Annotated in this window: 23 protein-coding genes; 7 read left to right on the top strand and 16 right to left on the bottom strand. The window is 34.7% G+C overall.

Going from position 1 to position 22,645, the window contains the following annotated elements:
• From JEP36_RS10000 to JEP36_RS09990, 3 genes are all read right to left on the bottom strand, one after another.
• Entirely contained in the window at positions 1-957 is a 957-nt protein-coding gene (locus JEP36_RS10000; protein WP_075674018.1) for a DMT family transporter, read from the bottom strand.
• Between the two features lie 130 nt (positions 958-1,087).
• Positions 1,088-1,825, bottom strand: coding sequence for a glutamine amidotransferase (locus JEP36_RS09995; protein ID WP_006532984.1), 738 nt, complete (start codon positions 1,823-1,825; stop codon positions 1,088-1,090).
• Between the two features lie 27 nt (positions 1,826-1,852).
• Positions 1,853-3,073, bottom strand: a complete 1,221-nt coding sequence (locus tag JEP36_RS09990; RefSeq protein WP_198630151.1) for a PfkB family carbohydrate kinase — start codon at positions 3,071-3,073, stop codon at positions 1,853-1,855.
• A gap of 1,032 nt (positions 3,074-4,105) precedes the next feature.
• Between JEP36_RS09990 and JEP36_RS09985 the strand changes: the two genes are divergently transcribed.
• Positions 4,106-4,597 carry a DUF4822 domain-containing protein gene (locus JEP36_RS09985; RefSeq protein ID WP_198630150.1) on the top strand — a complete coding sequence of 164 codons (492 nt, stop codon included), beginning with the start codon at positions 4,106-4,108 and terminating at the stop codon, positions 4,595-4,597.
• A gap of 125 nt (positions 4,598-4,722) precedes the next feature.
• Here the strand turns inward: JEP36_RS09985 and JEP36_RS09980 are convergent, their stop codons facing one another.
• The 4 genes from JEP36_RS09980 to JEP36_RS09965 all read right to left on the bottom strand — a co-directional run bounded on the left by JEP36_RS09980 (position 4,723) and on the right by JEP36_RS09965 (position 7,780).
• Entirely contained in the window at positions 4,723-5,859 is a 1,137-nt protein-coding gene (locus tag JEP36_RS09980; RefSeq protein ID WP_198630149.1) for an AAA family ATPase, read from the bottom strand.
• On the bottom strand, positions 5,856-6,560 hold the full coding sequence (locus tag JEP36_RS09975; protein ID WP_198630148.1) for an RNA ligase family protein: 705 nt from the start codon (positions 6,558-6,560) through the stop codon (positions 5,856-5,858). Before JEP36_RS09975 ends, JEP36_RS09980 begins: the two co-directional genes overlap by 4 nt.
• A gap of 258 nt (positions 6,561-6,818) precedes the next feature.
• A complete protein-coding gene (locus tag JEP36_RS09970) occupies positions 6,819-7,394 on the bottom strand; it encodes a YiiX/YebB-like N1pC/P60 family cysteine hydrolase (RefSeq protein WP_232799388.1) in 576 nt (191 codons plus the stop codon).
• Complete coding sequence (locus JEP36_RS09965; protein WP_196532529.1) at positions 7,373-7,780, bottom strand: DUF4878 domain-containing protein; 408 nt, start codon at positions 7,778-7,780, stop codon at positions 7,373-7,375. The genes JEP36_RS09970 and JEP36_RS09965 overlap by 22 nt, the downstream gene beginning before the upstream one ends.
• A gap of 832 nt (positions 7,781-8,612) precedes the next feature.
• On the opposite strand from JEP36_RS09965, the gene JEP36_RS09960 reads away from it, so the two are divergent.
• Positions 8,613-8,870 (top strand): hypothetical protein, encoded by a 258-nt coding sequence (locus JEP36_RS09960; RefSeq protein ID WP_006532995.1) that lies wholly within the window; start codon positions 8,613-8,615, stop codon positions 8,868-8,870.
• 110 nt (positions 8,871-8,980) lie between these two features.
• Complete coding sequence (locus JEP36_RS09955) at positions 8,981-9,673, top strand: XRE family transcriptional regulator (RefSeq protein ID WP_109373592.1); 693 nt, start codon at positions 8,981-8,983, stop codon at positions 9,671-9,673.
• A gap of 21 nt (positions 9,674-9,694) precedes the next feature.
• Here JEP36_RS09955 and JEP36_RS09950 read toward each other — a convergent pair whose 3' ends face one another.
• The 4 genes from JEP36_RS09950 to JEP36_RS09935 all read right to left on the bottom strand — a co-directional run bounded on the left by JEP36_RS09950 (position 9,695) and on the right by JEP36_RS09935 (position 13,182).
• Entirely contained in the window at positions 9,695-10,321 is a 627-nt protein-coding gene (locus tag JEP36_RS09950) for an ABC transporter ATP-binding protein (protein WP_198630147.1), read from the bottom strand.
• Positions 10,315-11,091: an ABC transporter permease gene (locus tag JEP36_RS09945; RefSeq protein ID WP_109401741.1), complete on the bottom strand. Its 777-nt coding sequence runs from the start codon at positions 11,089-11,091 to the stop codon at positions 10,315-10,317. Before JEP36_RS09945 ends, JEP36_RS09950 begins: the two co-directional genes overlap by 7 nt.
• A gap of 99 nt (positions 11,092-11,190) precedes the next feature.
• Entirely contained in the window at positions 11,191-11,946 is a 756-nt protein-coding gene (gene modA / locus JEP36_RS09940) for a molybdate ABC transporter substrate-binding protein (protein ID WP_196532527.1), read from the bottom strand.
• Positions 11,947-12,198: 252 nt separating this feature from the next.
• Positions 12,199-13,182 (bottom strand): sugar-binding transcriptional regulator, encoded by a 984-nt coding sequence (locus tag JEP36_RS09935; protein ID WP_099075600.1) that lies wholly within the window; start codon positions 13,180-13,182, stop codon positions 12,199-12,201.
• A 370-nt stretch (positions 13,183-13,552) separates the two neighbouring features.
• On the opposite strand from JEP36_RS09935, the gene cutA reads away from it, so the two are divergent.
• Entirely contained in the window at positions 13,553-13,861 is a 309-nt protein-coding gene (gene cutA, locus JEP36_RS09930) for a divalent-cation tolerance protein CutA (RefSeq protein WP_198630146.1), read from the top strand.
• A gap of 398 nt (positions 13,862-14,259) precedes the next feature.
• Positions 14,260-14,493, top strand: coding sequence for a stationary-phase-induced ribosome-associated protein (sra, locus tag JEP36_RS09925; RefSeq protein WP_109373597.1), 234 nt, complete (start codon positions 14,260-14,262; stop codon positions 14,491-14,493).
• A gap of 128 nt (positions 14,494-14,621) precedes the next feature.
• Here sra and JEP36_RS09920 read toward each other — a convergent pair whose 3' ends face one another.
• Positions 14,622-15,674 (bottom strand): DNA polymerase beta superfamily protein, encoded by a 1,053-nt coding sequence (locus tag JEP36_RS09920; protein WP_198619901.1) that lies wholly within the window; start codon positions 15,672-15,674, stop codon positions 14,622-14,624.
• Positions 15,658-16,437: a nucleotidyltransferase domain-containing protein gene (locus tag JEP36_RS09915; RefSeq protein ID WP_198619900.1), complete on the bottom strand. Its 780-nt coding sequence runs from the start codon at positions 16,435-16,437 to the stop codon at positions 15,658-15,660. Before JEP36_RS09915 ends, JEP36_RS09920 begins: the two co-directional genes overlap by 17 nt.
• 142 nt (positions 16,438-16,579) lie before the next feature.
• Between JEP36_RS09915 and JEP36_RS09910 the strand changes: the two genes are divergently transcribed.
• The gene (locus JEP36_RS09910; RefSeq protein ID WP_198619899.1) at positions 16,580-17,167 is read left to right on the top strand and encodes a hypothetical protein; all 588 of its coding nucleotides are present in this window, start codon (positions 16,580-16,582) and stop codon (positions 17,165-17,167) included.
• A gap of 60 nt (positions 17,168-17,227) precedes the next feature.
• Here JEP36_RS09910 and JEP36_RS09905 read toward each other — a convergent pair whose 3' ends face one another.
• From JEP36_RS09905 to guaB, 3 genes are all read right to left on the bottom strand, one after another.
• The gene (locus tag JEP36_RS09905) at positions 17,228-17,719 is read right to left on the bottom strand and encodes a hypothetical protein (protein WP_099075606.1); all 492 of its coding nucleotides are present in this window, start codon (positions 17,717-17,719) and stop codon (positions 17,228-17,230) included.
• A 230-nt stretch (positions 17,720-17,949) separates the two neighbouring features.
• The gene (gene guaA / locus JEP36_RS09900; protein WP_100160335.1) at positions 17,950-19,527 is read right to left on the bottom strand and encodes a glutamine-hydrolyzing GMP synthase; all 1,578 of its coding nucleotides are present in this window, start codon (positions 19,525-19,527) and stop codon (positions 17,950-17,952) included.
• 84 nt (positions 19,528-19,611) lie between these two features.
• Positions 19,612-21,078, bottom strand: coding sequence for an IMP dehydrogenase (gene guaB / locus JEP36_RS09895; protein ID WP_109373637.1), 1,467 nt, complete (start codon positions 21,076-21,078; stop codon positions 19,612-19,614).
• Between the two features lie 169 nt (positions 21,079-21,247).
• Here guaB and xseA point away from each other — a divergent pair, with 169 nt between their 5' ends.
• A complete protein-coding gene (gene xseA / locus JEP36_RS09890; RefSeq protein ID WP_198630145.1) occupies positions 21,248-22,630 on the top strand; it encodes an exodeoxyribonuclease VII large subunit in 1,383 nt (460 codons plus the stop codon).
• Positions 22,631-22,645: the final 15 nt, after the last annotated feature.

Raw genomic sequence — 22,645 nt, 5'->3', positions numbered from 1 at the left:
CTACGCTTTTGCTGACTTAGTCGCTCTGAATTCAGGAATTGTTGTTACAATTGCACCCACTAACGCAAATAATGTACCGATGATTGTCACTAAATAAACGGTATTGCCCAATGAAGGTAATAACAAGTCAATTAATACAGAACCTAACAATTGACCCGCTGTTGAAGCAACACCTAACATCAGTAAGCCTAAACCACGTACTAAAATAGCCATTAATGCGATAGACATAAGCCCTAAAGGACCACCTAAATACATCCACCAAGTACCGGGTAATTCAAGAGTGATATGACCTAATGCCATACGAACAATAAGAGCAATCGTTAAAACAGTGAAGCCAACAATAAAGTTCCAAGTGATAGACACCATCATAGAACCTGTTGCTTCTGCAACTTTTGAGTTACCTGCTGGCTGCCAACCGGCTAATAAACCCGCAAGGAAAGGTAAGATTGCTAAATAAATAAATGAGGTTGAGTGCCATTGCGGAGAAACTACAAATAAAGTCGCAACAACAGCTAACACAGCTCCTAATACACGATATGGTGTGAAATATTTTTTCTCATCAACACCAACACCAAAGCGGTCACATAATAAGCCTGATAATAAAAGTGCTGAAATTAATGCTGTTTGGAATGTTGCAATCCCTAATGCACTCGCAGAAGCCCCTTCAGAGAAAACAACCATTGCCCCACAAAGCCCCGCAAACCAGTTCCATAATGGAATTTTGCGCGTTTTAATTAAACTAGGGATTGAAGCAAATTGCTGGCGATACTGTTTTTTCGACATAATGATAAAAAACATCACCACTAAACCACTGGCAAAAGAGATAACTGCACTGGCGTTACCATCTTTTAAAACATGCCCTAACTGCCCATTCACCGCAGACTGCATTGGTGATAGCATACCTGCTAACACAGTTGCTAACATCAGCAATGGTGTTGATAAATTTTTTGTACTCATAAGATGTTCCTTTTGGATTATTGGCTATGAGTGATTTCTTTTTTTATTTTTCAAGTAATCGGTTTTTTATTAGCGCAGAGCAGCAACTCTGCGCTTTTTTACTTTTTATGACAGTTATTCTTAATTCAAATTAACGAGCGATTTGTTTAAGAATGTTGACCCACATATCGGCATAATGCGGCCATGCTAAAAATTCTTTACTTCCCCAGTGAGGAGAACAGTCACTCATAAAGCAGCCTGTTTTTCCTTTTTCAAACTGACCAAATACCAGTAATGGATCTTCGCCAATATTTAATACAGTTTCTGTATTCTCTTTAGCTGAAACTTTGTTATAGCCAAGGAACATTGGCCATTCACCAAAACCTTTTACGGATGCATGCTCTGCATTAACCGCACTTGCAAATACACCTTCTGGCGCTTCAACACGATCGTCGCCATCCAGCATTTCAACAGGCAGAACTTCTGCAAGTAATGTATTTTTGTAGTTTGCTTTAGCTTCAATACCCATAAATGACAAGTAACCACCAATCATTAATAAACCACCGCCATTAACCACAAACTCTTTAATTAACCCTAATGCGTTAGGGATAACTTTCATGTTATAGAAAGTATCGTTTTGCAGAAGGAACGTATTTGCACCAATATCACTAATAACAATGACATCGTATTTAGCTAATGCTTCAGCCGTTTGAGGGAATGCAACCTGAACGGTATGAGCTGGCATATAATCAACTTCAACACCCTTTTCTCTTAAGCAACTTAATAAGAACGTTGAACCTTCTTCATATTTGCTGGAAGTGAAACTGTCGTAGCCTTTGGAGTGGATCATATGAATGTGCCATGACTCACCAATAAATAAGATTTTCATTTTTATTCCTCTTTCAAAAAAGATTATTTATTCAGGGGATTGGGTGACAATCTGTGAATATGTTGTTTGATTGATGCGATGCATGACATTAATATCTTCAGGCATTTCTGAAGCATTACTCGTCTCAACAGCTAATGATGAAAAAGCTGATGCATAGCGTAACGCATAAGAAAACTGCTTTCCTTTTGCCAATGAGGCAGCGAGTGCTCCATTAAAAGCATCACCTGCCCCTGCTGTATTTTTTACAACTGCCGGATATGCCGGCGAATAAATATACTTATATCCGTCATAAGCTAACGAACCTTTACTACCCAGCGTAATAACCACCTTATTTACGCCTTGCTGATAAATAGAAACTGCAGCATTTTTTGCAGATTCTAAATCAAGTACTTCTATCCCAGATAATAAACTTGCTTCCGTTTCATTAGGTGTTAAAACATCTATCATTGGAAGTAATTCATTAACTATTTTGTTATAAGGTGCTGGGTTAAGAATAATAGGAATATTATTTTCGTTTCCAATAGCAATAATTTCTTTTAATGCTTCAATATTCGTTTCTAATTGAATTAAAATTATATCCGCGTCAATAATTTTATCTTTCTGTATTTTTACTTCATCAGCAGAAATATCCATATTAGAACCCGAGTAAATAGAAATAATATTCTCTCCACTCTCTTCCGACACAAAAATAGACGCTGTTCCTGTTTGATAATTTTCAGTTTGATATATCGTTGACGTTTTTATTTTTGATGACGATATAAAATTAACTGCATAATCACTAAATTGATCAGTACCTATCTTCGTAATAAAATGTACCTGTGCATCAGCATAACTCGCCGCCAATGCTTGGTTACAGCCTTTACCTCCTGGTGAGAAGATAAATTTATTCGATAATAAGGATTCCCCGGCTTCTGGCAATCTAGGAAGATAACTAATCATATCAACATTAAATGAGCCCAGTACGCACACCTTATTTATTGCAGTCTTATTTGCTAAATCGTTTTTATCAATTTGATCATTACATTCTAGAAATTGTATAATTTCTTTCTTAGCGACTTTATCTAATGTCTCAAATTCTATAAAAGCACCACCATGGCATCTTTTTATAATTCCTTTTTCTGCTAGTGTATTTAAATCTGATCGTATTGTCTCTTTGGTAACATCAAGTTCTTTGGCCAAAACAGAAACTTTTACTGCACCATTACCTTTAATCAGATTAATTATTTTTTTATGACGTTCTGCTTTCATTTAATGTTACCTCTATGGCAACAACTTTAGTTTATTAGTTGTTATGGGATTGTGATTACAATCATATGTTATTTATTAAAAGCAAAAAAAAGCAGAAATACAAAAATAAAAAACAAAAAGAAACAGAAATAAACAATGATAATCGTAAGATTATTTAATAAGTAAATTTAGAATTTATTTATTTTTCAGACAAAGTAAATCAACATATAACGTCATTCCAATCTATTTACCATAAATAAATTTAATATTATTTTTTATTTTTATACTGGAGACAAAATTAAAAGATTAAATATAAAAATAAAATTTACTTTTATAAATAAGGCATTACAGAAAAATAATTTTATATTTCTGTAAAATATCCGTAATAATGCTTAAATAAAATACAATCTAATTGAATCGAGCAATGCATTAATTATTTTTATCATCGCGGATTTTTAAAACGCATTTGCCATAAAGAAATTCTAATCATTAAATACCAAAGAAAACGATACCCTTTTACCAAAGAACATAAATCACTTAAGTAATGCAAAAGTAATGCTTAAAACATCTTCTATTTTTGTCTTTTCATTTTTGTGATCGAGATATCATTCAATACGTTTACAACACCCTTTTCATAAATAAAATATTGATTATTTATTTCAATCTTTCATTTTATGCACCATTTTTACAGAGAGCTGGCTATTTATCTTTGTCTATATTGCACATCGATTGGTCAAGCTTTGATCTAATTTTGTAAATAAGGAAGGCTTTCTATACGTTTTATCCATTGTTTATAATAATTATTTATATTGTTGAACATCTTTTAATCGGATAATAAATCCTAAAAACAAAAATTATTGATACTTAACACCGAAAACAACGCAGTTAAAGTGATTTAATTCTAGCTGTTTTTGTAAAACAACCTTTTCATCAGAAACATTCTGACATACTTCTTTTCTGGTACTTACCTCGTTTCATGCCTAACTTTATTACTAACAGGAAAAACATCAGTGTTCATAGACAAGAAGTACAACGTAAAATAAGGATATATTAATGAAAATAAAATCACTTATCGCAATCTCATTATTAAGCGCTAGTTTTTCTCTTTTTGCCACAGAGAGTTCGACATCAACTGCCAATATTCAAACTCAAGGAGTTATTCAGGCTCAAAAAGAACTGAATGACTATGAGAAAGTCATGATAGAAAAAGTTTGGATAACGACTGATGCTATCGATGAAAAAGGAAATAAAACTGTGGCCGATAATCCTCAAGTCAGCAACTATTTTGGACTTGCTGAGTATTACCCTAATGGCACTTTTATTATGTTTACACCGGAAGGTAAACAGAAAATGCAAGGTGATTGGTCAATGTCAGATGATGGCAAAATACGTACCTTAGTTGCCAAAGATACTGAGGGTAAAACATTATTCACCCGAGATGTAGAAAATATCACGGTTAAAAATGATGAATATACCTATCGTATTTATCCAAATGCTGATGATCGTAATACCTATTTCGATATCATCCATCACGTTAAAAAATAAATTTAGTACGTTGTTTTACCTGCAAATTAATCCTACTCAATAAGTAAAAAGGGTTACTTATAAAAATAAGTAACCCTCACTTTACTTTATAACCTACTTATCATTTCGCCGAAATAATCGGATAATTAAAGTATGGTCTGAGATTGCCCTTCAATCCAATAAATCACTTCATGCGCTTCTTCTGGTGTTGGTACTTCCAATTTACTCAACATGCGTTCCATTACTTTAACTGGCACGGCTTCGTTTCTTGCATTATTTTGCCTCTGCCACTGCACATAAGGGACTTCAATATAAACCAATCTAATTTTCGCATTATAACGATAAAACAAAGAGATAAGTTGATCTCTCATTTTTCTTGTAATATTGGTGGCATTCCAAACAAAAGGTTTATGCTCTCGTAAATAAAGACGGGCTTGTTCTTTTGCTTGCTGTACTATCCAACCATTAGCATCTCTGTTATCAGGCTTAATATTATGCTGACGACGGAGATCATCTAAACTCACAATCGGAAGATCTGCACAATGTTGGCGAATAAAAGTATCTTTTCCCATACCTGGTAATCCACATAACACCGTAACTTCACTTCCTTTTTCAGGGTAAGGCTCATAATTGCAATCCGTACTATTTTCTGTATAAAAATAGTGAAAGCGAGCATCATCTGAAGGAAATGGAGCAACCTTACGCCAACAATTTAGCTCTTCACAATAAAGCGCAAATAACACAATTTTATCAAAAAGGGCTTGTTTATCTTCACAATCTCGCCCTAAAATATCAGCTTTAGCTAATAATGCCAACAAATAGCAATCTACTCTTAATGATGCAGCAAGTAGCGCTTTTTTAGGATCAGGCTTATCCATCACCCACAACGGTAGCCCATGAAAGCGAACTAAAGCCGCGATCTGCTCTCTATCAGCAAAGCTTAAAGGTACTTTTTCATACAGAAAAAGACGTGTTGTTAATTCCCCTTTACGTGCATGACCCGGTGAAACAATACGCCCCTCTTCTTCGCGTGTTGTAGATCGTTTTTCCACATCATGAAGTAGTGCCGAGATCCATAAAATTTGCTGTTCTCTTTCAGTTAAAGTCTTATATTCTGGCAATGATTTAACTGAATTGATTACTCTTTGTGTATGTATCGCCACATCACCTTCTGCATGATGAATAGGATCTTGCATAACACCAGCCATATCACTAATTTCGTCATACAATCCACAGAGATGTTCCCATGACATTTCAGTGTGTAATTTCTTATGAAGCATCATTGAGACTCCTGTGTTTTTTCCCAAATTAAAGAGGCTCGTCGCCAATTTTTTTTCCAATGAACATCTGTTTTAACGTGATCTTTTCTAACATATTTAAAAACACGATGTGAAAAATCATCTAAAGAAAATGATTGTGCATCTCGTGTAACAATACCTTCCATTGGGCTTGGTTTTTGCGTTAAAACATCATGTGATTGAAAGAAACTTGCCTGTTTCGCTTGTGAAACAATCATATTTTCAAAATCAGTTTTATCCTGACATTTAGGCAGTTTAATTTCTAGCACAGTTGGAAGATCAAACAGAGAAGCATAAAACTGCACTTCTTCCCAACTTAGCCATTTATCTTTATAACGAACCGCAAACACATAAAAATATTCTTCTAGGTGTGCATATTCAATAGAATGAATGGCATATAGATTCTCGCCGAAAATATCTAACTCACCTAAATCATTTTTCATCAATTGCCAACGTTGGCGCAATTGAGATGTCCACGCTGATTGTGTTGGGGTTGCATGCGAGCGTGCAAAAACACCCATTTTATTCAGGCAATTATTTTCTCCATCCAGTTTTTCTGTATGGATAAGTTGTTTTATCTTGCAAATATCCTGCCACCATTGTGCATTTATACGATCGTCGTTTGTTGTGCCTGGTGAAAAAGGATAGTGATAAGTTCTATCATATTTTTGTGATTGATTATTCATTATTTAATACTCATCAAGTAACAGAAGTCCTACCAAATTTAAAAAGAAATTCAGTAAGTTAATTTTTCTGTATTGCACTATTCCTTCAGTGCCTTAATGTGTATTACATAACAACGACCTAAATAATCAAAAGAGAGAGGAAAATAAATTTAGACAGATATTACCTATAACTTTCCAAAAGAGCTAGACAATTAATATACATTTTTCTTTGTATTTTTTCTAATTAGTCTTACGCTTGAAATAACTTAAAGATAAATATCACTGTGGATATGGAAAAATATTTTCAGAGTTAATCAGATTTTCAGGAAAAATAAGTGGATTATCTGAAATAAATGGCATATCTAATTTTCGACTACCCGTGGAAATAGAAACCCCAGCTCTTAACCATGCAGCAGCAACTAGCTCAGTGCAATAAACACCCTGTCCTGGGTAAATACTAAATTTTTCACCAACTCGTTCTAATGCAGTTTGCACCGCAATATTTCTAGCTTCTTCACTTCCTTTCACTTGGTAAAAACGAACTGAATTCGGCTTTGCTCGACTAATGAAAAATTCAAGACTATCCACAGTAACGCCATCTTTTATATTGCTATGTTCACTGGGTGTAGAATGGATCACTTGAACACCGTAATCAGAGATCCACAGCATACCTACGTGGCTAAACCCACTTTTATCAACTTGTTTAATTATCTCACTAATAACTTCATCCCCATCCCGAAAGACTAAATCACCATTTTTTAAGTCATGAGGCAAAGCGAGTGCATAAAATGCACCCGCTAAGAATAAAGCTACAATATTAAATATGCGAACAATCACTTGAAAGCAACTTTCCATTTACCATCAACATTAATCATTTCTTGTGCTTTTGTTTTTTCTACACCATCTTTTAAGACAGTTTTTAATGTCACTATTGCGCTCTTTTTATCTTCGCTATATTCAACACTAACAATTTCAACCTTGCTTAAACCCCCCTGCTCTTTAACTTGTTTCCCTGTTTCCGCAACAATCATCTTAAACTTGCTATTAAATTGCTCTGCTCTTGGATCTTTTTCCATTTCGCCTAAGTGGATTAATGATACTGCTTTATCTCCATTTCCTTCTGCAATTGCTTCAACGAATGCAACGGCAGCCTGCCCTGGATCATCTGTTTTATCACCACAAGCTGATAACACCATAACTGTAAATATTAAAAACAGAGAACCCACAATTTTCTTTAACATAATTCGCCATCACCATAAAAGTTATTTTAACTAAAAGAAATCTTATATAAAATATTTCCTATATTAAGATATAAGACAGTAAATGCATTATTTAAAATTAATTCAATAAAGAGAGATAACTTACCTTTCCTACCAATAAATTATACGTGATAAAAGTAAGTTTAGGCATATTTTTATATCATTCACTATTTTCAGATAGAGATTAAATGAAACTAAATTAGTTTTGCCGCATATCATAAAAAGAGTAATTTTAATTTGCACAAGAAACCTACTCGTTACATAATGAAAATATCTTATATATTTACCCTTTATAATCAATAAATAAAGAAAAAACATCTCTACTTTAGCTTTTTGCTTTCTTTTTAAGAATATAATTAGGAGCAAATATTAATAATATTGAGTATTAATATTTTTTCGATAACATTAGAATAAAATTATTCTCTATTTATTGTCGAAACTACTTTAATATTTGCTAAATATAATACTTTTTGCCTTAATTTATCTAATTAACAAGCATCATTTAAACTAATATCTCATGAGAAATATCAATTTAATATTACAAATAACAATATTACAACAATTAAGTAGACTAAAAAACAATTCTATTTGTTTTCACAATATATCACAGCGTATTATTGCCTAATATTTAGGTCATTTGCTTATAACACATTGCAAAAAAACACAAATAAACACTAGAAAAATTGTGATCGCATACACTTTTTTGCATCATTAATGCTATTTAAGACAAATAGAAACTGCTTTTTTATCAACAAATAGGTAATCTAGCGGTCTGATTTTGATGACCAAACATGAATAGTTAAAAGGATATTTTATGTTTACTTCACAGCTCATGCTGGTCGGTTATGTGTTGTTGGTAAGTCCTTGTGGAAATGATTCTTGTGATGCAGTTCCTGTTACAGAAACAATTTATACTAAAGATGAATGCACAACACGACTTAACTACTTAAAACAAAAAAGACCTGACCTTATTATTTTCTGTGGAGAAGTCTTGAGAGATCCTGAAGTTACTGATGAAAACCCTTACCTCACCCCACCAGATAGTGCAGACGACGTTTTCAAAATTAAGTAACTAATCTATTCCTAGTTTTATAATTAAGATAAAATACAATTTAATTTGTTTTCTTTTTACGATATACTCTTTGTACTTGAATATGTAAGGACACGTATTAGGAGTCACTAATGTCTATTGCGAAACGTACCAAAGATAAACGCATTGCGTTAGGTTTAACACAATCAGAACTTGCTACTTTAGCGAGTACGACACAGCAATCCATAGAACAGCTAGAAAGTGGTAAAACTAAACGCCCCCGTTTTTTACCTGAATTAGCAAAAGCATTAAATTGTGATTTGGCTTGGCTACTCGAAGGTGAAGAACAACCCAATGCAACTTCTGAAATTCCACCAGAGAATGAATGGCAACCGGTGAGTGAATGGGACAGTAATACCCCTTTAGGTGCCGATGAAGTGGAAATTCCCTATTTTAAAAGTATCGAACTCGCGGCGGGTGACGGTTGTTGTACTAACGAAGATCATAATGGATATAAATTGAGATTTTCAAAAAGCACATTACGCCGTTATGGCGCATCTTCTCAAAACGTTATTTGCTTTTCTGTTTATGGCGATAGTATGTCACCTGTTATTCCCAATGGCTCAACAGTCACTGTCGATACAGGTAACACACGTATTGTTGATGGTGGCATTTATGCTATCGAACAAGATGCCTTGTTTAGAATAAAACTGCTCTATCGTCAACCGGGCGGTAAATTGATTATACGTAGTTATAATAAAGACGAATTTCCTGATGAATCAGCAGAAACTGATTCTGTAAAAATTATGGGGCGTATTATCCATTGGTCAGTAATGGCTTGGTAATCAATAAGCAAAGCAACAATTTCATAGTATAGAATTTTCAGTAACAACTTGTCCTTTAGACAATAAAACCGTTTTATCTGCTAGCGCTCTGATTTCACGAGGCTCATGAGTAACCATGATCATCGTTATTTCCTTAGATTTTAAGGAATCAATTAAATCCCAAAGCTGATAACGTGTTTCCCAATCCAAACTCGAAAAAGGTTCGTCCAGTAGTAACAGTTTGGGTTGGCTAATAAGCGCTCTTGCCAATGCAACGCGTTGTTGCTCCCCTCCTGAAATTTGATGAGGATAACGTGTAGCGAGATGTGCAATTCCCATTTGCTCTAATATCGCCTTTTCTCTCTCCTTGCTTCGTTTCTGTTTTGCACCATATTGTGCTAACCATAAATTTTGTGTCACAGTCATAAACGGAAATAAATAAAGCCGTTGATTTAAATATCGACAAGAGCGTAACCATACTGGTTGTTCATTTATATTTTTATCTGCAAGGTAGATATCACCAGTGTATGAAGTATATCCAGCAATCGCATTTAAAAGCGTTGTTTTACCACTTCCAGATGTACCACTTATTCCTAAACATGTTCCTTTTTCTACGTCCAACGAAATATTTTTTAATATACCCGTTGTTAATGAACGAATTTCTAACATGATCTTTTCCTTTCTCGCTGTAAACGATGTAATGCAAATAACAAAGTAATCGCGATAGCGATAAGAACAAGCGCACAACCTATTGCCAGAGTAAAGTCTCCGCTGGCAATATTTAAATAAATTGCCATAGGCAACGTTTCTGTTTTTAACCTTGTTGCACCAGCTAACATTAACGTTGCGCCAAATTCACCTAAAGCTCTAGAAAATGCAATGATGCTTCCACTCATTAAAGCTGGCCAACACAGTGGTATTTCAATCAAGAAAAATGTTTTTGTTGGCGTTAATCCTAAATTTTGTGCCGTTTGAATATAAGCAGGATCGACAGACTTAAAAGCAGAGAGACTATTTCTCATAATAATCGCGCTTGCGACATAAGTTTGAGCAATAATAATACCCAATGGTGAAAAAAGAGAGCGAGATAATTCAGGAAAAACGCCTGTTAAAGGGCCCTGATTTCCTAACAATAATAATAATCCGATACCGATAACTAATGGAGGAGTAACCAAAGGCAAATCTAATAACGCATCAATAAAACGATGTCCTTTAAAAGGAATTCTTGCCATTGCCCATGCGGCAGGTACACCTAGGATAATTGCTAGACATAAAGAAGTTAACGCTGTACTGAGCGACATGCCAATAGCAAAATGGAATTCAGGATCGGTAATAACTTGCCTCAATTCAACATAAGAAAGTTGGCATATCAATGCAATTAGCGATCCTAAGATCAGAAATAACAATAAAAAAAGTGGAATTAATGCCCATCGAAACACGTTATTTCCTTTTTAAGATAGATATTTATTTTGCTGTAATAATGAAAAAAGCCACCAGTGAGTTGGTGGCGAAAAAACACAATTTATGTGAGAAAAAATCTATGGTTTCGAAATTACAGGAAGAAAACCATAATCAGTAAAAGCCTTTATCCCTTCAGCACGAGTAAAATAATCAGCAAGTAATTGTGCTTCTTTCGGATTTGCTGATGTTTTTAAAACAGCAAGCGTTGCCACTTCTTCTGGGCTACCTTCAGGAACTGGAAGCAAAACGAGTTTATCTTGATTTTTCATTGCATCTGCATACCCAATAATGGCGGCATCCACTTCCCCATTGAGTAAATACATAAGCAATTGTTTAATGGTTGCAGTGCGTACAACAACTTTATCACGTAGTTTATCGCCTTGACCTGATGCATCAATAAGTTGCTCGCCACTTTTTCCTAATGCGATAGCTTTAGCATCACCCATACCTAGTTTTAATGAACTATTCGCAAGATCTTCTAGTGTTTTAATATCACCCACTTTATCTTTACGCACAGCAATAACTGGAATATGGCGAACAATAGAATATTGATTAACTACTTGTCCTTCTTTATTTAACTTTTCCACGTAATCTTGTGAACCGGGAAAAAATAAATCCCCCTGCTTAGTTAAATTAAAGCGTGTTAGTATTTGACCTGAACCGCCATATTCAATAGTAACTTTATTTCCTGTCTCTTTTTCAAATACACTCACAACTTGCTCTACTGGTTGTTTTAATCCAGCGCCTGCATAAAGATGAAGCTCTGCTGCAAATGTATTATGGCAAATTAATCCTAATGCTAGCCCTAAACCAGCAAGAAATTGGCGTTTCATAAAAGTGGTGATCCCGACTATCGTTATATAATTTTTTATATAATGAATGATATAAGTATTTAAGGCAAGAGGCTCATATAAAAAAAGATAAAAATGTTAACAACTTATCATTTTTATCTTTTTCTTTATATGTAAGCTTTACAAAATAGACTGATCAAAACAAATGCTTCAAATACTTTATTTTTATCAGAAATAAGTAAAGCTTAAATAGTGGTTTGCCAACAAATCCTCGCTTTCACGAGGATTTTATTACTAATTGTCTAGCTCTAATAATGCCAGCGCTGTGACTTCATCAATCACAATATCAGTGGCGTAACCTCCTTTTATCGCCCCTATTGTCGCCTGAATATTTTCCACACCACCAGCAATAAAAAGTCTCTGTGTTATTTGTCTTAACTGAGCAAGGCTTATTCCCATTATTCTAAGGTCAATATCAGAAACCAAAGGATTGCCTTGCGCATCATAAAAACGTCCACAAATTACGCCAACAGCACCCAAATCACGATATTGAGCCATTTCACTGCTCGTTAAAACCCCCGTTGTAACCAAAGGATTATCATCTAATGTATTACCCACAACAAAAAGGGCTTTATTACACTGATTTAGCGCTGAAAAATTACGCCTAATAATAGGTTCAGCTTGAAGTTCCATTGCTAGGCGCGCACTAGAAACCACCGCAGGCACATGCAAATTAATACTGCACCCTGACAACTTGTTTGCGATTAACGCGGCTGCTTCTGTTGTTTTAAAATCAGGCTGTGGCGCTACTGCACCTATCATTTGTAGTACGGTGATATTTTTTAATGACTTGGGTGGAAGATAATTACCCAATTTATAAATTGTTCGTCCCCAAGCAACACCTAAAATATCATCGTCATTAATTATCTGAGAAAGATACATTGCTCCTGCTTTCGCTAATCTTTCTCTATTCATATTTAAAGTGTGTTGCGATTTATTCTTTTCTTCATCAGGTAAAATAAGCACATTATTAAGATCGAATTTTGCTTTTATTCTGATGGCATAATCAATCGTAGAAAATACTGATGAATCCAAGTTAATATTTACGAATCCTTTTTCTCTAGCTAGATGCAAATATTTCACGACGGTGACTCGAGAAACACCCATAATATTTGCAACTTCACTTTGGCTGAGTCCGTCTTGATAGTAAAGCCACGCAGCATAGAGAACGGGATCATTATCAAATAAACTCGCGTTTTTTAGCGAATTATTATCCATTTTAAACCCCACAAATTTTTATAAATCTTATGACTAATTAGTTTATTTTATATTAGAGATATTATTGAAGGTAAAAATGCCTTTAGCAAAATTAAGCCTTATAACACAAATAGATAGATTTCATTAATCTAATAATAATATCGGCACCCTGATATTTTTCTTTACTACAAGAACCTTATAATACGTAAAAAGCCCTTAATAATGCCGTAAACATTTCATATCGAGAAAGTTTTTTTTGAAAAAACTGTTTTATTTCGCTAAAAATAAAAATATTAGCTTTAAGTTTTAAAAAGTTTTATTTTGATAAAATTAAAATCACCAAACCTTATTGTTGCTATGAAAGATCGAATTAATTTTAAAAGGAAAAACAATGATAATTGCATACTCAACCGCACCAAATGAAACAATCGCTAATGAAATTGCTCACCACCTCATCAATGCAAAACTTGCTGCTTGTGTGAATTTAATACCTCACGTAAAGTCTATTTATCATTGGAATAATGAAATTGTTGAAGATAATGAAATATTTATGATGATAAAATCCGAAAAAAGTAAACAGCAAAACTTAATTGATACTCTTATCGAAATACACCCTTATGATACTCCTGAAGTAATTATAATACCGATTGAAAATGGTTTTAAAGGTTATCTTAATTGGATCTATACCTCCTTGAATTAAAATAATGTTAAATTTTTAACGAGATCTCTTTTCTAATTCTCTTTTTCAAAAAAATGATAATTAATTGTAAATTAAAGCATCTTATATCATCTCAATTATGAGACAAATAACTCAATGTTAATATTAAGCTAAATTTCTTATTTTTAATCATGACAAGTGTTTTAAATACACTTTATAAGTGTAAATATTTTAATTTCAACTATGATAATCTAGATACTTAATTAAATTTCGAATATAAAAATATTTATCTTATTAATCTGAATATTTTTAAAAAAAGGGGAAATATAGGCAGAATAGCCTTTAATGCTAAATTAATAAGGTTACCAATATCTTATTCTTTTTATTCTCTGCTATAATAAATAGGCTTTCTCTAAATTACATGCAAAAAGGAGTGAGTTGTGAAAACAAACAGAGTCGCAAGACGTATTTTAGGTTTACCTTATAATTTGAGTCGGTCTAAAAAGAAAGTGCGTTTTTCCATTATTGCCTCTGCAAACGCAGAAAATATGCCTGCTGAGTTAAAAAATACAGCTAAAATCTGTTTAAAACAGGATTTTAGAAAGAACGCAGAGCACAAGCGTATATATATGAAGTTAACAGATGCTTACCCAGAGTATCTTGCAACTAATTAATATTTTTATATATCAACGCTATTTAATAAATATTTTTACATTTAGTTTGTATACTTAAAATATTTAAAATAGCATATCCCTTACATTACGTAAGGGATATTAGTTTTCTAGGCTAGTTTATTTTTCTATTAGTTATAAAGCTCTTTTCTTATATTTATAAGAGCAACTTCTGCAATTGAAGGCTCAATTTTTTCAGGCAACAGGCTTAATTGAAATGCTCTCTTAATAGTCTTAATAAGAATTTCACTGCGCTCTAATAATTCATTATAACTAAACTGACCTGCCTTAATTGCTAATAATTCATCTCTGTTATCACACCAAACCTTCACTTTACCTTCTTGTGCAATCCCTAATGCAATATAGAGTAATCTAAAGGTATGCATCATATTCTTGCTATCATAACTTCTGCCATGATCGATGTTTTGTTGGTAACGAACATCATTACGTTGCTCAACCCACTGCCAATATTCATGATATTGCTTGCGATATGCACTATAACCTTCTTTATTAAAGCTAAGATAACCTTCTAATTTTGCTGTTTTAGAAATACTACTTAGCAATACATCATTAGCATTTTCTTTTTTTATTATTCCTTGATAAGGCACTTTATCACCATAATAAATTGCATAAATATCTTGAGCATGAGTAAGTTTTGCTAACCCAACATTCTCTTGTTTCCAACGTCGATTTTCTAACCAAGTATTGATTAATGTTGTTTTTCCATCTTCAATGACATAACAAAAATCAAGAATAGTTTTTAATTTTTTTTCGACCGGATTTACTATTTTTTTGTTTAGTCCCTGAGCTTTCTTAATCTGCCCTTGTGCATAGCGCACAAATGTTTGAACACAAGTTTTAGACAAAAACCATTCTGGTTTTATCAATGACATTAAAGGATGTCGATAAATAACCATCTGTTCGGGTGAATTAAGTAACTCTAAAATATTAGGATTAGATGCACACAATAGTTCTATAAATCGTCCAAGTTCATAATAGACTATATCATTGGTTTCATTACTTACTTGTGGTGTGTATTTCAACCCATAAAAAAGATCTTTAGGAAGATAAAAGACACCTTTAATATCTGTATCTGATGTTTCCGTTGCAAGATTATGTGAACGACTTCCAGCAATACTTTCAAATAAAAGGTAAGGTTTTATATCTTCAATAGTCAGTTTCATCTAATTTTTTCCTAAACCAATTATTTAAAATATTATTATCGGGTACTGTTCTCTTGGTTAATTGAACATTTGTCTCTTGCCATAAAAAGATCACTAGATGTTGCATTGCATCTGTTGGAACCCAAGTAAAATGTTCATCTTTATCTGATTTAAATTCTACTAGTTCTTTGATGACTTTTTGTTCTTCGATAGTTAAAATTTTTATCAGCTTATCCAATTCCATAGGCGGAATGTTACTCGTTTTCACTGTCCAATAGGCGGATAAAAGAGAGCGTAACATATAGAACCATTTTTTTAATTTTATTGGCTCTGCACTAATCTCATTTTTAGCGTTATTTTCAGGAGAATATCCACTCACAACTTTAGCAATTCCTCTGTAATGATGAACAATCACTTTTGGTTGATAATAGAGTTCTGCAAGCTCAAATAACTCTTTTTGAACATTAGGGTATTGTTGATAAATTATTGGCGATTGGAGCCACTCTAATAATATACAATTCGATTTGCGTAATAAGTGTAGAGCTTTGGTAATATCCCAAGCGCCTACATCAAACCAACTATTTTCTATCCATTCGAAGGTTTCTTTAGGTTTATCAATAGAAAGATAAGCATTGCGAGGCCGTATAAAAATACCTCGCACATCATAATCACTATCTGTTGAGGCAAATCCCCAAGCTCGACTACCACTTTCAGCAACATAGAGTAGTTTGACTTGATACTCTTGCTCTATCTGCGGGAGTTTTTTTAAAATCTCATTATGCATGATGTCCTTATCTCCTTATTGTTACTTTTTCGCTAATTTACATCTTAGTTCTAATATTCTATGGTTATAACACAGACATACACCAATACAAACTTGGCTAATTTTTATTTTTTCATGTGTAATTAATTGGTCTATAACTGAAATGATCACCTCACAACAAGCACAAGATATCGTTCTTAATCACTGTCACTCATCACTTTGTGATGAACGGTTTGCTATTTATTTTTGTGAGTTATCGCCGAAACAAGATTTTTGGATAATCCGTTGCAACTCTGAACATTATGTTATTTATAATCAACTAGAGCATTGTTATGTCGGTGTAAATGCCTATTTAGTGAATACCTCTACAGGTAAAATTGATATCGTTGGTAGTGGAGAAAGTGTCGAGGATTTTCTACAAGATATCTATGATACCCAAACTGCTGATAGTCAGTTCTATCTTCTTCGCCCCACTTTTTCTAAAGAAAACAAAATCGCATTACTTAATTTGAAACAATGGCTAGAATGCGGATATACCGACATTATTAATTTACTCACCATTAATAAAAATTGGTTTACTAATAAACACCGTAATTTACAACATGTACAAGCATTATTAAATAAGCGGAATATTGAAACTGAAATTGTTCTCGTGGATAAAACCGAGCATGCCATTATCGTCGATAATAGTATATGGTTTGAAGAGGATATTAAAAAAGAATTAAAAAAGGTTATTGGTATTGGGGTTTAATGATTTATTTAAAACATTAAGAATAGCATTCGTCATGAAAGCTATTCTTATCTATTTATATTATTGGAAATGTGATTTTTCTATATCAAACCCTGATAAGTCAAATTTATATTGGACCTTACCACCTTGATACGCATTTAGTTCAATAATTGCTTTATTTGCATTTTTTAGTTGTTCAAAAAAGACCTTGGGTTCAAAAACAAAAACAATATTGTCTCCTCCTTGTTGAGGAAGATACTCCTTGCTCAATATTTCATTATTATCAAATTTAATTGAAAACTGGCAATTCTCATATTCAGTTAATTCACCACAATAAAATTGTCCATTTATCATTTCAAGAAGTACATATTGTGTATCTAGATGTTTTCTTAAAATTATTCTCAGTTGGTTTTCTTCATAAGGAAAACCCAAGTTATTTATATTGCTAGATAAATTACCAGAGAAATAAAAAGATGTATCTCTTAATTCATCTTTTTTCTCAGAATATTGCCAATTAGAAGCATTAGCACCAAAAGAAGCAATTATTATTAATATAAATAGAATGTTTCGCATTAAAAATCCTCAGTATTATAAAAATATGCTATTCATAAAAAACAAATTTCAATAATAACAAATTTTAAAATAGTCAAATGGCTTAATAAGCTAGATTTTAATGCTATTCTTTGTATACGAACTGTAGTTTTTTAACCATCAATTCTCAATCTAAACAAAAAAGCCACCAGTAACTTACTGATGGCTATTAGTTTTTTAACCTTTATCAACTATTGCTGACAAACGGTATTTTATTCCCACTCAATTGTTGCTGGTGGTTTACCGCTGATATCATAAACAACACGAGAGATACCACTAACTTCATTGATAATGCGGTTAGAAACACGACCTAAGAAGTCATATGGTAAATGTGCCCAATGTGCTGTCATAAAGTCCACAGTTTCAACTGCACGTAATGAAACAACCCAGTCATATTTACGACCGTCACCCATAACGCCCACTGAACGCACAGGTAAGAACACGGTAAATGCTTGGCTTACTTTGTTATATAAGTCAGCTTTATGCAATTCTTCAATAAAGATAGCATCAGCACGACGCAGTAAATCACAATACTCTTTTTTGATTTCACCTAATACACGAACCCCTAAACCAGGACCTGGGAATGGATGACGATAAAGCATGTCGTAAGGTAAGCCTAACTCTAGACCAATTTTACGAACTTCATCTTTAAATAGTTCTTTTAATGGCTCAACTAAACCCAGTTTCATATCATCAGGTAAACCACCCACATTATGGTGTGATTTAATCACATGAGCTTTACCTGTTGCAGATGCGGCAGATTCAATCACATCTGGGTAAATAGTACCTTGCGCTAACCATTTAACTTGTGGCTGTTTAACCGCTTCTTCATCAAAGATTTCAATGAATGTGTGACCAATGATTTTACGCTTTTTCTCAGGATCGTTTTCGCCCTTCAACGCAGTTAAGAAACGTTCTTCTGCTTCAACATGGATAATATTTAGGTCAAATTTACCTTTAAACATTTCCATGACTTGTTCTGCTTCATTCAGACGCAATAAGCCGTTATCAACAAATACACATGTTAAACGTTTACCAATCGCACGGTTTAACAATAATGCAGTCACTGAAGAATCAACACCACCTGATAATGCTAAAATAACGTGATCATCACCAATTTGCTCTTTTAAACGAGCAACAGTGTCTTCAATAATTGCAGCAGAAGTCCACAGAGCATCACAACCACAGATATCTAAAACGAAACGTTTTAAAATCGCTAAACCTTGATGGGTGTGTGTAACTTCTGGATGGAATTGAACACCATAAAAACGTTTCTCTTCATTCGCCATAATAGCAAATGGGCAAGTTTCAGTGCTGGCTACTGTTACAAAGTCTGATGGAATAGCAGTAACTTTGTCACCGTGGCTCATCCACACATCTAATAGTGGTTTGCCATCTTCGCTAACTGAATCTTGAATATCATTGAACAGAGCACAAGTTTCACGAATTTCAACTTGTGAATAACCAAATTCACGCTCACCAGAAACTTCGACGTCGCCACCTAATTGCATTGACATCGTTTGCATACCATAACAAATTCCTAATACAGGAACGCCTGCATTAAATACGTATTCTGGCGCACGAGGGCTGTTGTCTTCAGTAGTACTTTCAGGGCCACCAGACAGAATAATACCATTAGGATTAAATTCACGAATTTGTTCTTCTGTAACATCCCATGCCCAGAGTTCACAATAAACGCCGATTTCACGGATACGACGAGCAATAAGCTGCGTATACTGTGAACCGAAATCAAGGATAAGAATGCGATGATTATGGATATTTGCTGTCATTTGTGGTGAATTCCAAAACAGATAAAGTCATAAAGTTGAAAGGCTTGCTAATTTATAATCAAAACAAGCCTTTCTCGGAATAAATTACATACCTAAGCGATAGTTAGGTGATTCTTTCGTGATGGTCACATCATGGACATGGCTTTCTTGAATACCGGCACCACTGATACGAACAAATTCAGCTTTAGTATTCAATTCTTTAATTGTTGCGCAGCCTGTTAAGCCCATGCATGAGCGTAAACCACCCATTTGTTGGTGAACGATAGTTTTTAATAAACCTTTATAAGCAACACGACCTTCGATACCTTCTGGTACTAATTTGTCTGCTGCATTGTCAGTTTGGAAGTAACGATCTGATGAACCTTTAGACATCGCACCTAATGAGCCCATGCCACGATAGGATTTATAAGAACGGCCTTGGAATAGTTCGATTTCGCCCGGAGATTCTTCGGTACCTGCAAACATTGAACCAACCATCACGCAAGCTGCACCTGCTGCTAATGCTTTTGCGATATCGCCAGAGAAACGAATACCACCATCTGCAATAACAGGAATGTTACGATCTTTCAGTGCTTCAACTGCATCTGCAATAGCGGTAATTTGTGGTACACCAACACCAGTTACGATACGTGTTGTACAAATTGAACCAGGACCAATACCAACTTTAACCGCACTTACACCTGCATCTGCCAGTGCTAAAGCACCTTCTGCGGTTGCAACGTTGCCACCAATGATAGGGAGATTTGGATACAATGCACGAGTATCACGAATGCGCTGTAATACGCCTTCAGAATGACCGTGAGAAGAGTCAATAAGTAAAACGTCAACGCCAGCGGCAACTAATGCTGCTACACGCTCTTCGTTACCTGCACCTGCACCAACAGCAGCACCTACACGTAAACGACCGTGTTCATCTTTACATGCGTTTGGTTTACGTTCTGCTTTTTTGAAATCTTTTACAGTGATCATACCTTTCAGATGGAAGTTGTTATCAACCACTAAGGCTTTCTCTACACGTTTTTCATGCATTCTTTGCATGACAACATCTCGTGCTTCGCCTTCTTGTACTGTCACTAAGCGCTCTTTTGGTGTCATTACCGCAGTAACTGGTTGGTCTAAATCAGTAACAAAACGAACATCACGACCAGTAATAATACCCACTAATTCGTTGTCATTAGTCACAACTGGGTAACCCGCAAAGCCATTGCGTTCAGTCATTGCTTGAACTTCACGTAAAGAAGTTTCTGGTGTTACGGTGATAGGATCAGTGACAACACCACTTTCATGTTTTTTCACACGACGAACTTCTTCAGCTTGGCGTTCGATAGACATGTTTTTGTGGATAAAACCAATTCCACCTTCTTGAGCTAATGCGATAGCTAAAGGCGCTTCAGTCACAGTATCCATTGCAGCAGACAGCATAGGAACATTTAGGCGGATTGTTTCAGTCAGTTGAGTAGACAAGTCGGCAGTATTAGGAAGAACAGTGGAGTGTGCAGGAACTAACAAAACATCATCAAATGTAAGTGCTTCTTTTTTAATTCGTAACATAGCAATATCTCACCAAGGCGGCTTTTAGGAAATAGAAAATATTGCCGCGGAATTATACACACCGTAATCGGTTGCTTCTAGCTTTTTTTCAAAATTTTTATTGATCCTGCCACTAACTTAGGTAGTATCAATCAATTAAGTCTTTGTTTTAAAATTTGATCTGGCTCACATGACACTACCGATAAACAATAATATTTTTACTGTTAGCCGTCTAAATAAGACCGTTCGCCAGTTATTAGAAATGGAAATGGGTCGCATTTGGATCAGCGCTGAAATTTCCAATTTTACTCAACCTTCTTCTGGTCACTGGTATTTTACGTTAAAGGATACGAATGCCCAAATCAGAGCGGCGATGTTTCGTGGGCAAAATACTAAAGTTACTTTTCGCCCTCAGCATGGTCAGCAAGTTTTAGTTCGCGCAACAATTACATTGTATGAGCCACGAGGCGATTACCAATTGATTGTTGAGAGTATGCAACCTGCTGGTGACGGGCTATTACAACAACAATTTGAGCTATTAAAACAAAAACTCAGTGCGGAGGGGTTATTTGATGCAATTCATAAAAAACCCCTGCCATCTCCCGCTAAACAAATTGGTGTTATCACTTCATCAACCGGAGCAGCACTACACGACATCTTAAATATTCTTCGTCGTCGTGATCCTTCTTTGCCAGTGCTTATCTACCCAACCGCTGTTCAAGGTGCTGAAGCGCCTATGCAGATTGTTCATGCCATCGAACTTGCTAACCGCCGTAAAGAGTGTGATGTTTTAATTGTTGGTCGTGGTGGCGGTTCGTTAGAAGATCTCTGGACATTTAATGATGAACGCGTTGCTCGTGCTATTTTTGCCAGTGAAATTCCAATTGTAAGTGCAGTTGGTCATGAAACCGATGTGACCATTGCTGATTTTATTGCCGACCTTAGAGCGCCAACCCCTTCTGCGGCGGCAGAACTCATTAGTCGTAACAAACTTGAGCTATTGCGCCAACTACAATCACAGCAACAACGCCTTGAAATGGCGATGGATTACTATTTAGCGAAAAAATTACGCGCAATAACACAGCTCCATCATCGTTTACAGCAACAGCATCCTCATTTACGTCTTGCTCGTCAGCAAAATGTATTAGCTTCCACACAACAGCGTTTAGTCACTAGTTTTCAGCGGCTATTGCAAGCCAAGCAACATCAACAAACACAACTACAAAAACGCCTTAATTACCAAGAGCCTAGTTCACAAATTCAAGCATTACTTCGCCAACAACAGCAGTTGATTTACCGTATGAGAGAAAGTATTTCACTACAGTTATCTCGTCAACGTGAACAATTCGCTATTAGTTGCTCTCGTTTAGAAAGTGTGAGTCCTCTCGCAACACTTTCTCGCGGTTACAGTATTAGCGAAACAGAGTCTGGAGAAGTGCTGAAAAATACCAAACAAGTGAAAATTGGCGATCCGTTGAAAACACGCGTTGAAGATGGTTGGATCACCAGTGAAGTAGTTAAAACACAAAAGATAAGAGCTAAACGTAAAACAACACCTAAAAGTGACGATTAACTTAAATATTATTGT

The organism is Proteus sp. PR00208 (genome assembly GCF_016238545.1).
Classification (GTDB): Bacteria; Pseudomonadota; Gammaproteobacteria; order Enterobacterales; family Enterobacteriaceae; genus Proteus.
The sequence above is the reverse complement of the archived record's forward strand: the minus strand, read 5'-3'. Positions and strand labels throughout refer to the sequence as shown.

Excerpts from the sequence above, each read along its gene's own strand:
- JEP36_RS10000 (WP_075674018.1), bottom strand. The coding sequence starts at position 957 with ATGAGTACAAAAAATTTATCAACACCATTGCTGATGTTAGCAACTGTG.
- JEP36_RS09995 (WP_006532984.1), bottom strand. The coding sequence starts at position 1,825 with ATGAAAATCTTATTTATTGGTGAGTCATGGCACATTCATATGATCCAC.
- JEP36_RS09990 (WP_198630151.1), bottom strand. The coding sequence starts at position 3,073 with ATGAAAGCAGAACGTCATAAAAAAATAATTAATCTGATTAAAGGTAAT.
- JEP36_RS09985 (WP_198630150.1), top strand. The coding sequence starts at position 4,106 with ATGAAAATAAAATCACTTATCGCAATCTCATTATTAAGCGCTAGTTTT.
- JEP36_RS09980 (WP_198630149.1), bottom strand. The coding sequence starts at position 5,859 with ATGATGCTTCATAAGAAATTACACACTGAAATGTCATGGGAACATCTC.
- JEP36_RS09975 (WP_198630148.1), bottom strand. The coding sequence starts at position 6,560 with ATGAATAATCAATCACAAAAATATGATAGAACTTATCACTATCCTTTT.
- JEP36_RS09970 (WP_232799388.1), bottom strand. The coding sequence starts at position 7,394 with ATGGAAAGTTGCTTTCAAGTGATTGTTCGCATATTTAATATTGTAGCT.
- JEP36_RS09965 (WP_196532529.1), bottom strand. The coding sequence starts at position 7,780 with ATGTTAAAGAAAATTGTGGGTTCTCTGTTTTTAATATTTACAGTTATG.
- JEP36_RS09960 (WP_006532995.1), top strand. The coding sequence starts at position 8,613 with ATGTTTACTTCACAGCTCATGCTGGTCGGTTATGTGTTGTTGGTAAGT.
- JEP36_RS09955 (WP_109373592.1), top strand. The coding sequence starts at position 8,981 with ATGTCTATTGCGAAACGTACCAAAGATAAACGCATTGCGTTAGGTTTA.
- JEP36_RS09950 (WP_198630147.1), bottom strand. The coding sequence starts at position 10,321 with ATGTTAGAAATTCGTTCATTAACAACGGGTATATTAAAAAATATTTCG.
- modA (WP_196532527.1), bottom strand. The coding sequence starts at position 11,946 with ATGAAACGCCAATTTCTTGCTGGTTTAGGGCTAGCATTAGGATTAATT.
- JEP36_RS09935 (WP_099075600.1), bottom strand. The coding sequence starts at position 13,182 with ATGGATAATAATTCGCTAAAAAACGCGAGTTTATTTGATAATGATCCC.
- cutA (WP_198630146.1), top strand. The coding sequence starts at position 13,553 with ATGATAATTGCATACTCAACCGCACCAAATGAAACAATCGCTAATGAA.
- JEP36_RS09920 (WP_198619901.1), bottom strand. The coding sequence starts at position 15,674 with ATGAAACTGACTATTGAAGATATAAAACCTTACCTTTTATTTGAAAGT.
- JEP36_RS09915 (WP_198619900.1), bottom strand. The coding sequence starts at position 16,437 with ATGCATAATGAGATTTTAAAAAAACTCCCGCAGATAGAGCAAGAGTAT.
- JEP36_RS09910 (WP_198619899.1), top strand. The coding sequence starts at position 16,580 with ATGATCACCTCACAACAAGCACAAGATATCGTTCTTAATCACTGTCAC.
- JEP36_RS09905 (WP_099075606.1), bottom strand. The coding sequence starts at position 17,719 with ATGCGAAACATTCTATTTATATTAATAATAATTGCTTCTTTTGGTGCT.
- guaA (WP_100160335.1), bottom strand. The coding sequence starts at position 19,527 with ATGACAGCAAATATCCATAATCATCGCATTCTTATCCTTGATTTCGGT.
- guaB (WP_109373637.1), bottom strand. The coding sequence starts at position 21,078 with ATGTTACGAATTAAAAAAGAAGCACTTACATTTGATGATGTTTTGTTA.
- xseA (WP_198630145.1), top strand. The coding sequence starts at position 21,248 with ATGACACTACCGATAAACAATAATATTTTTACTGTTAGCCGTCTAAAT.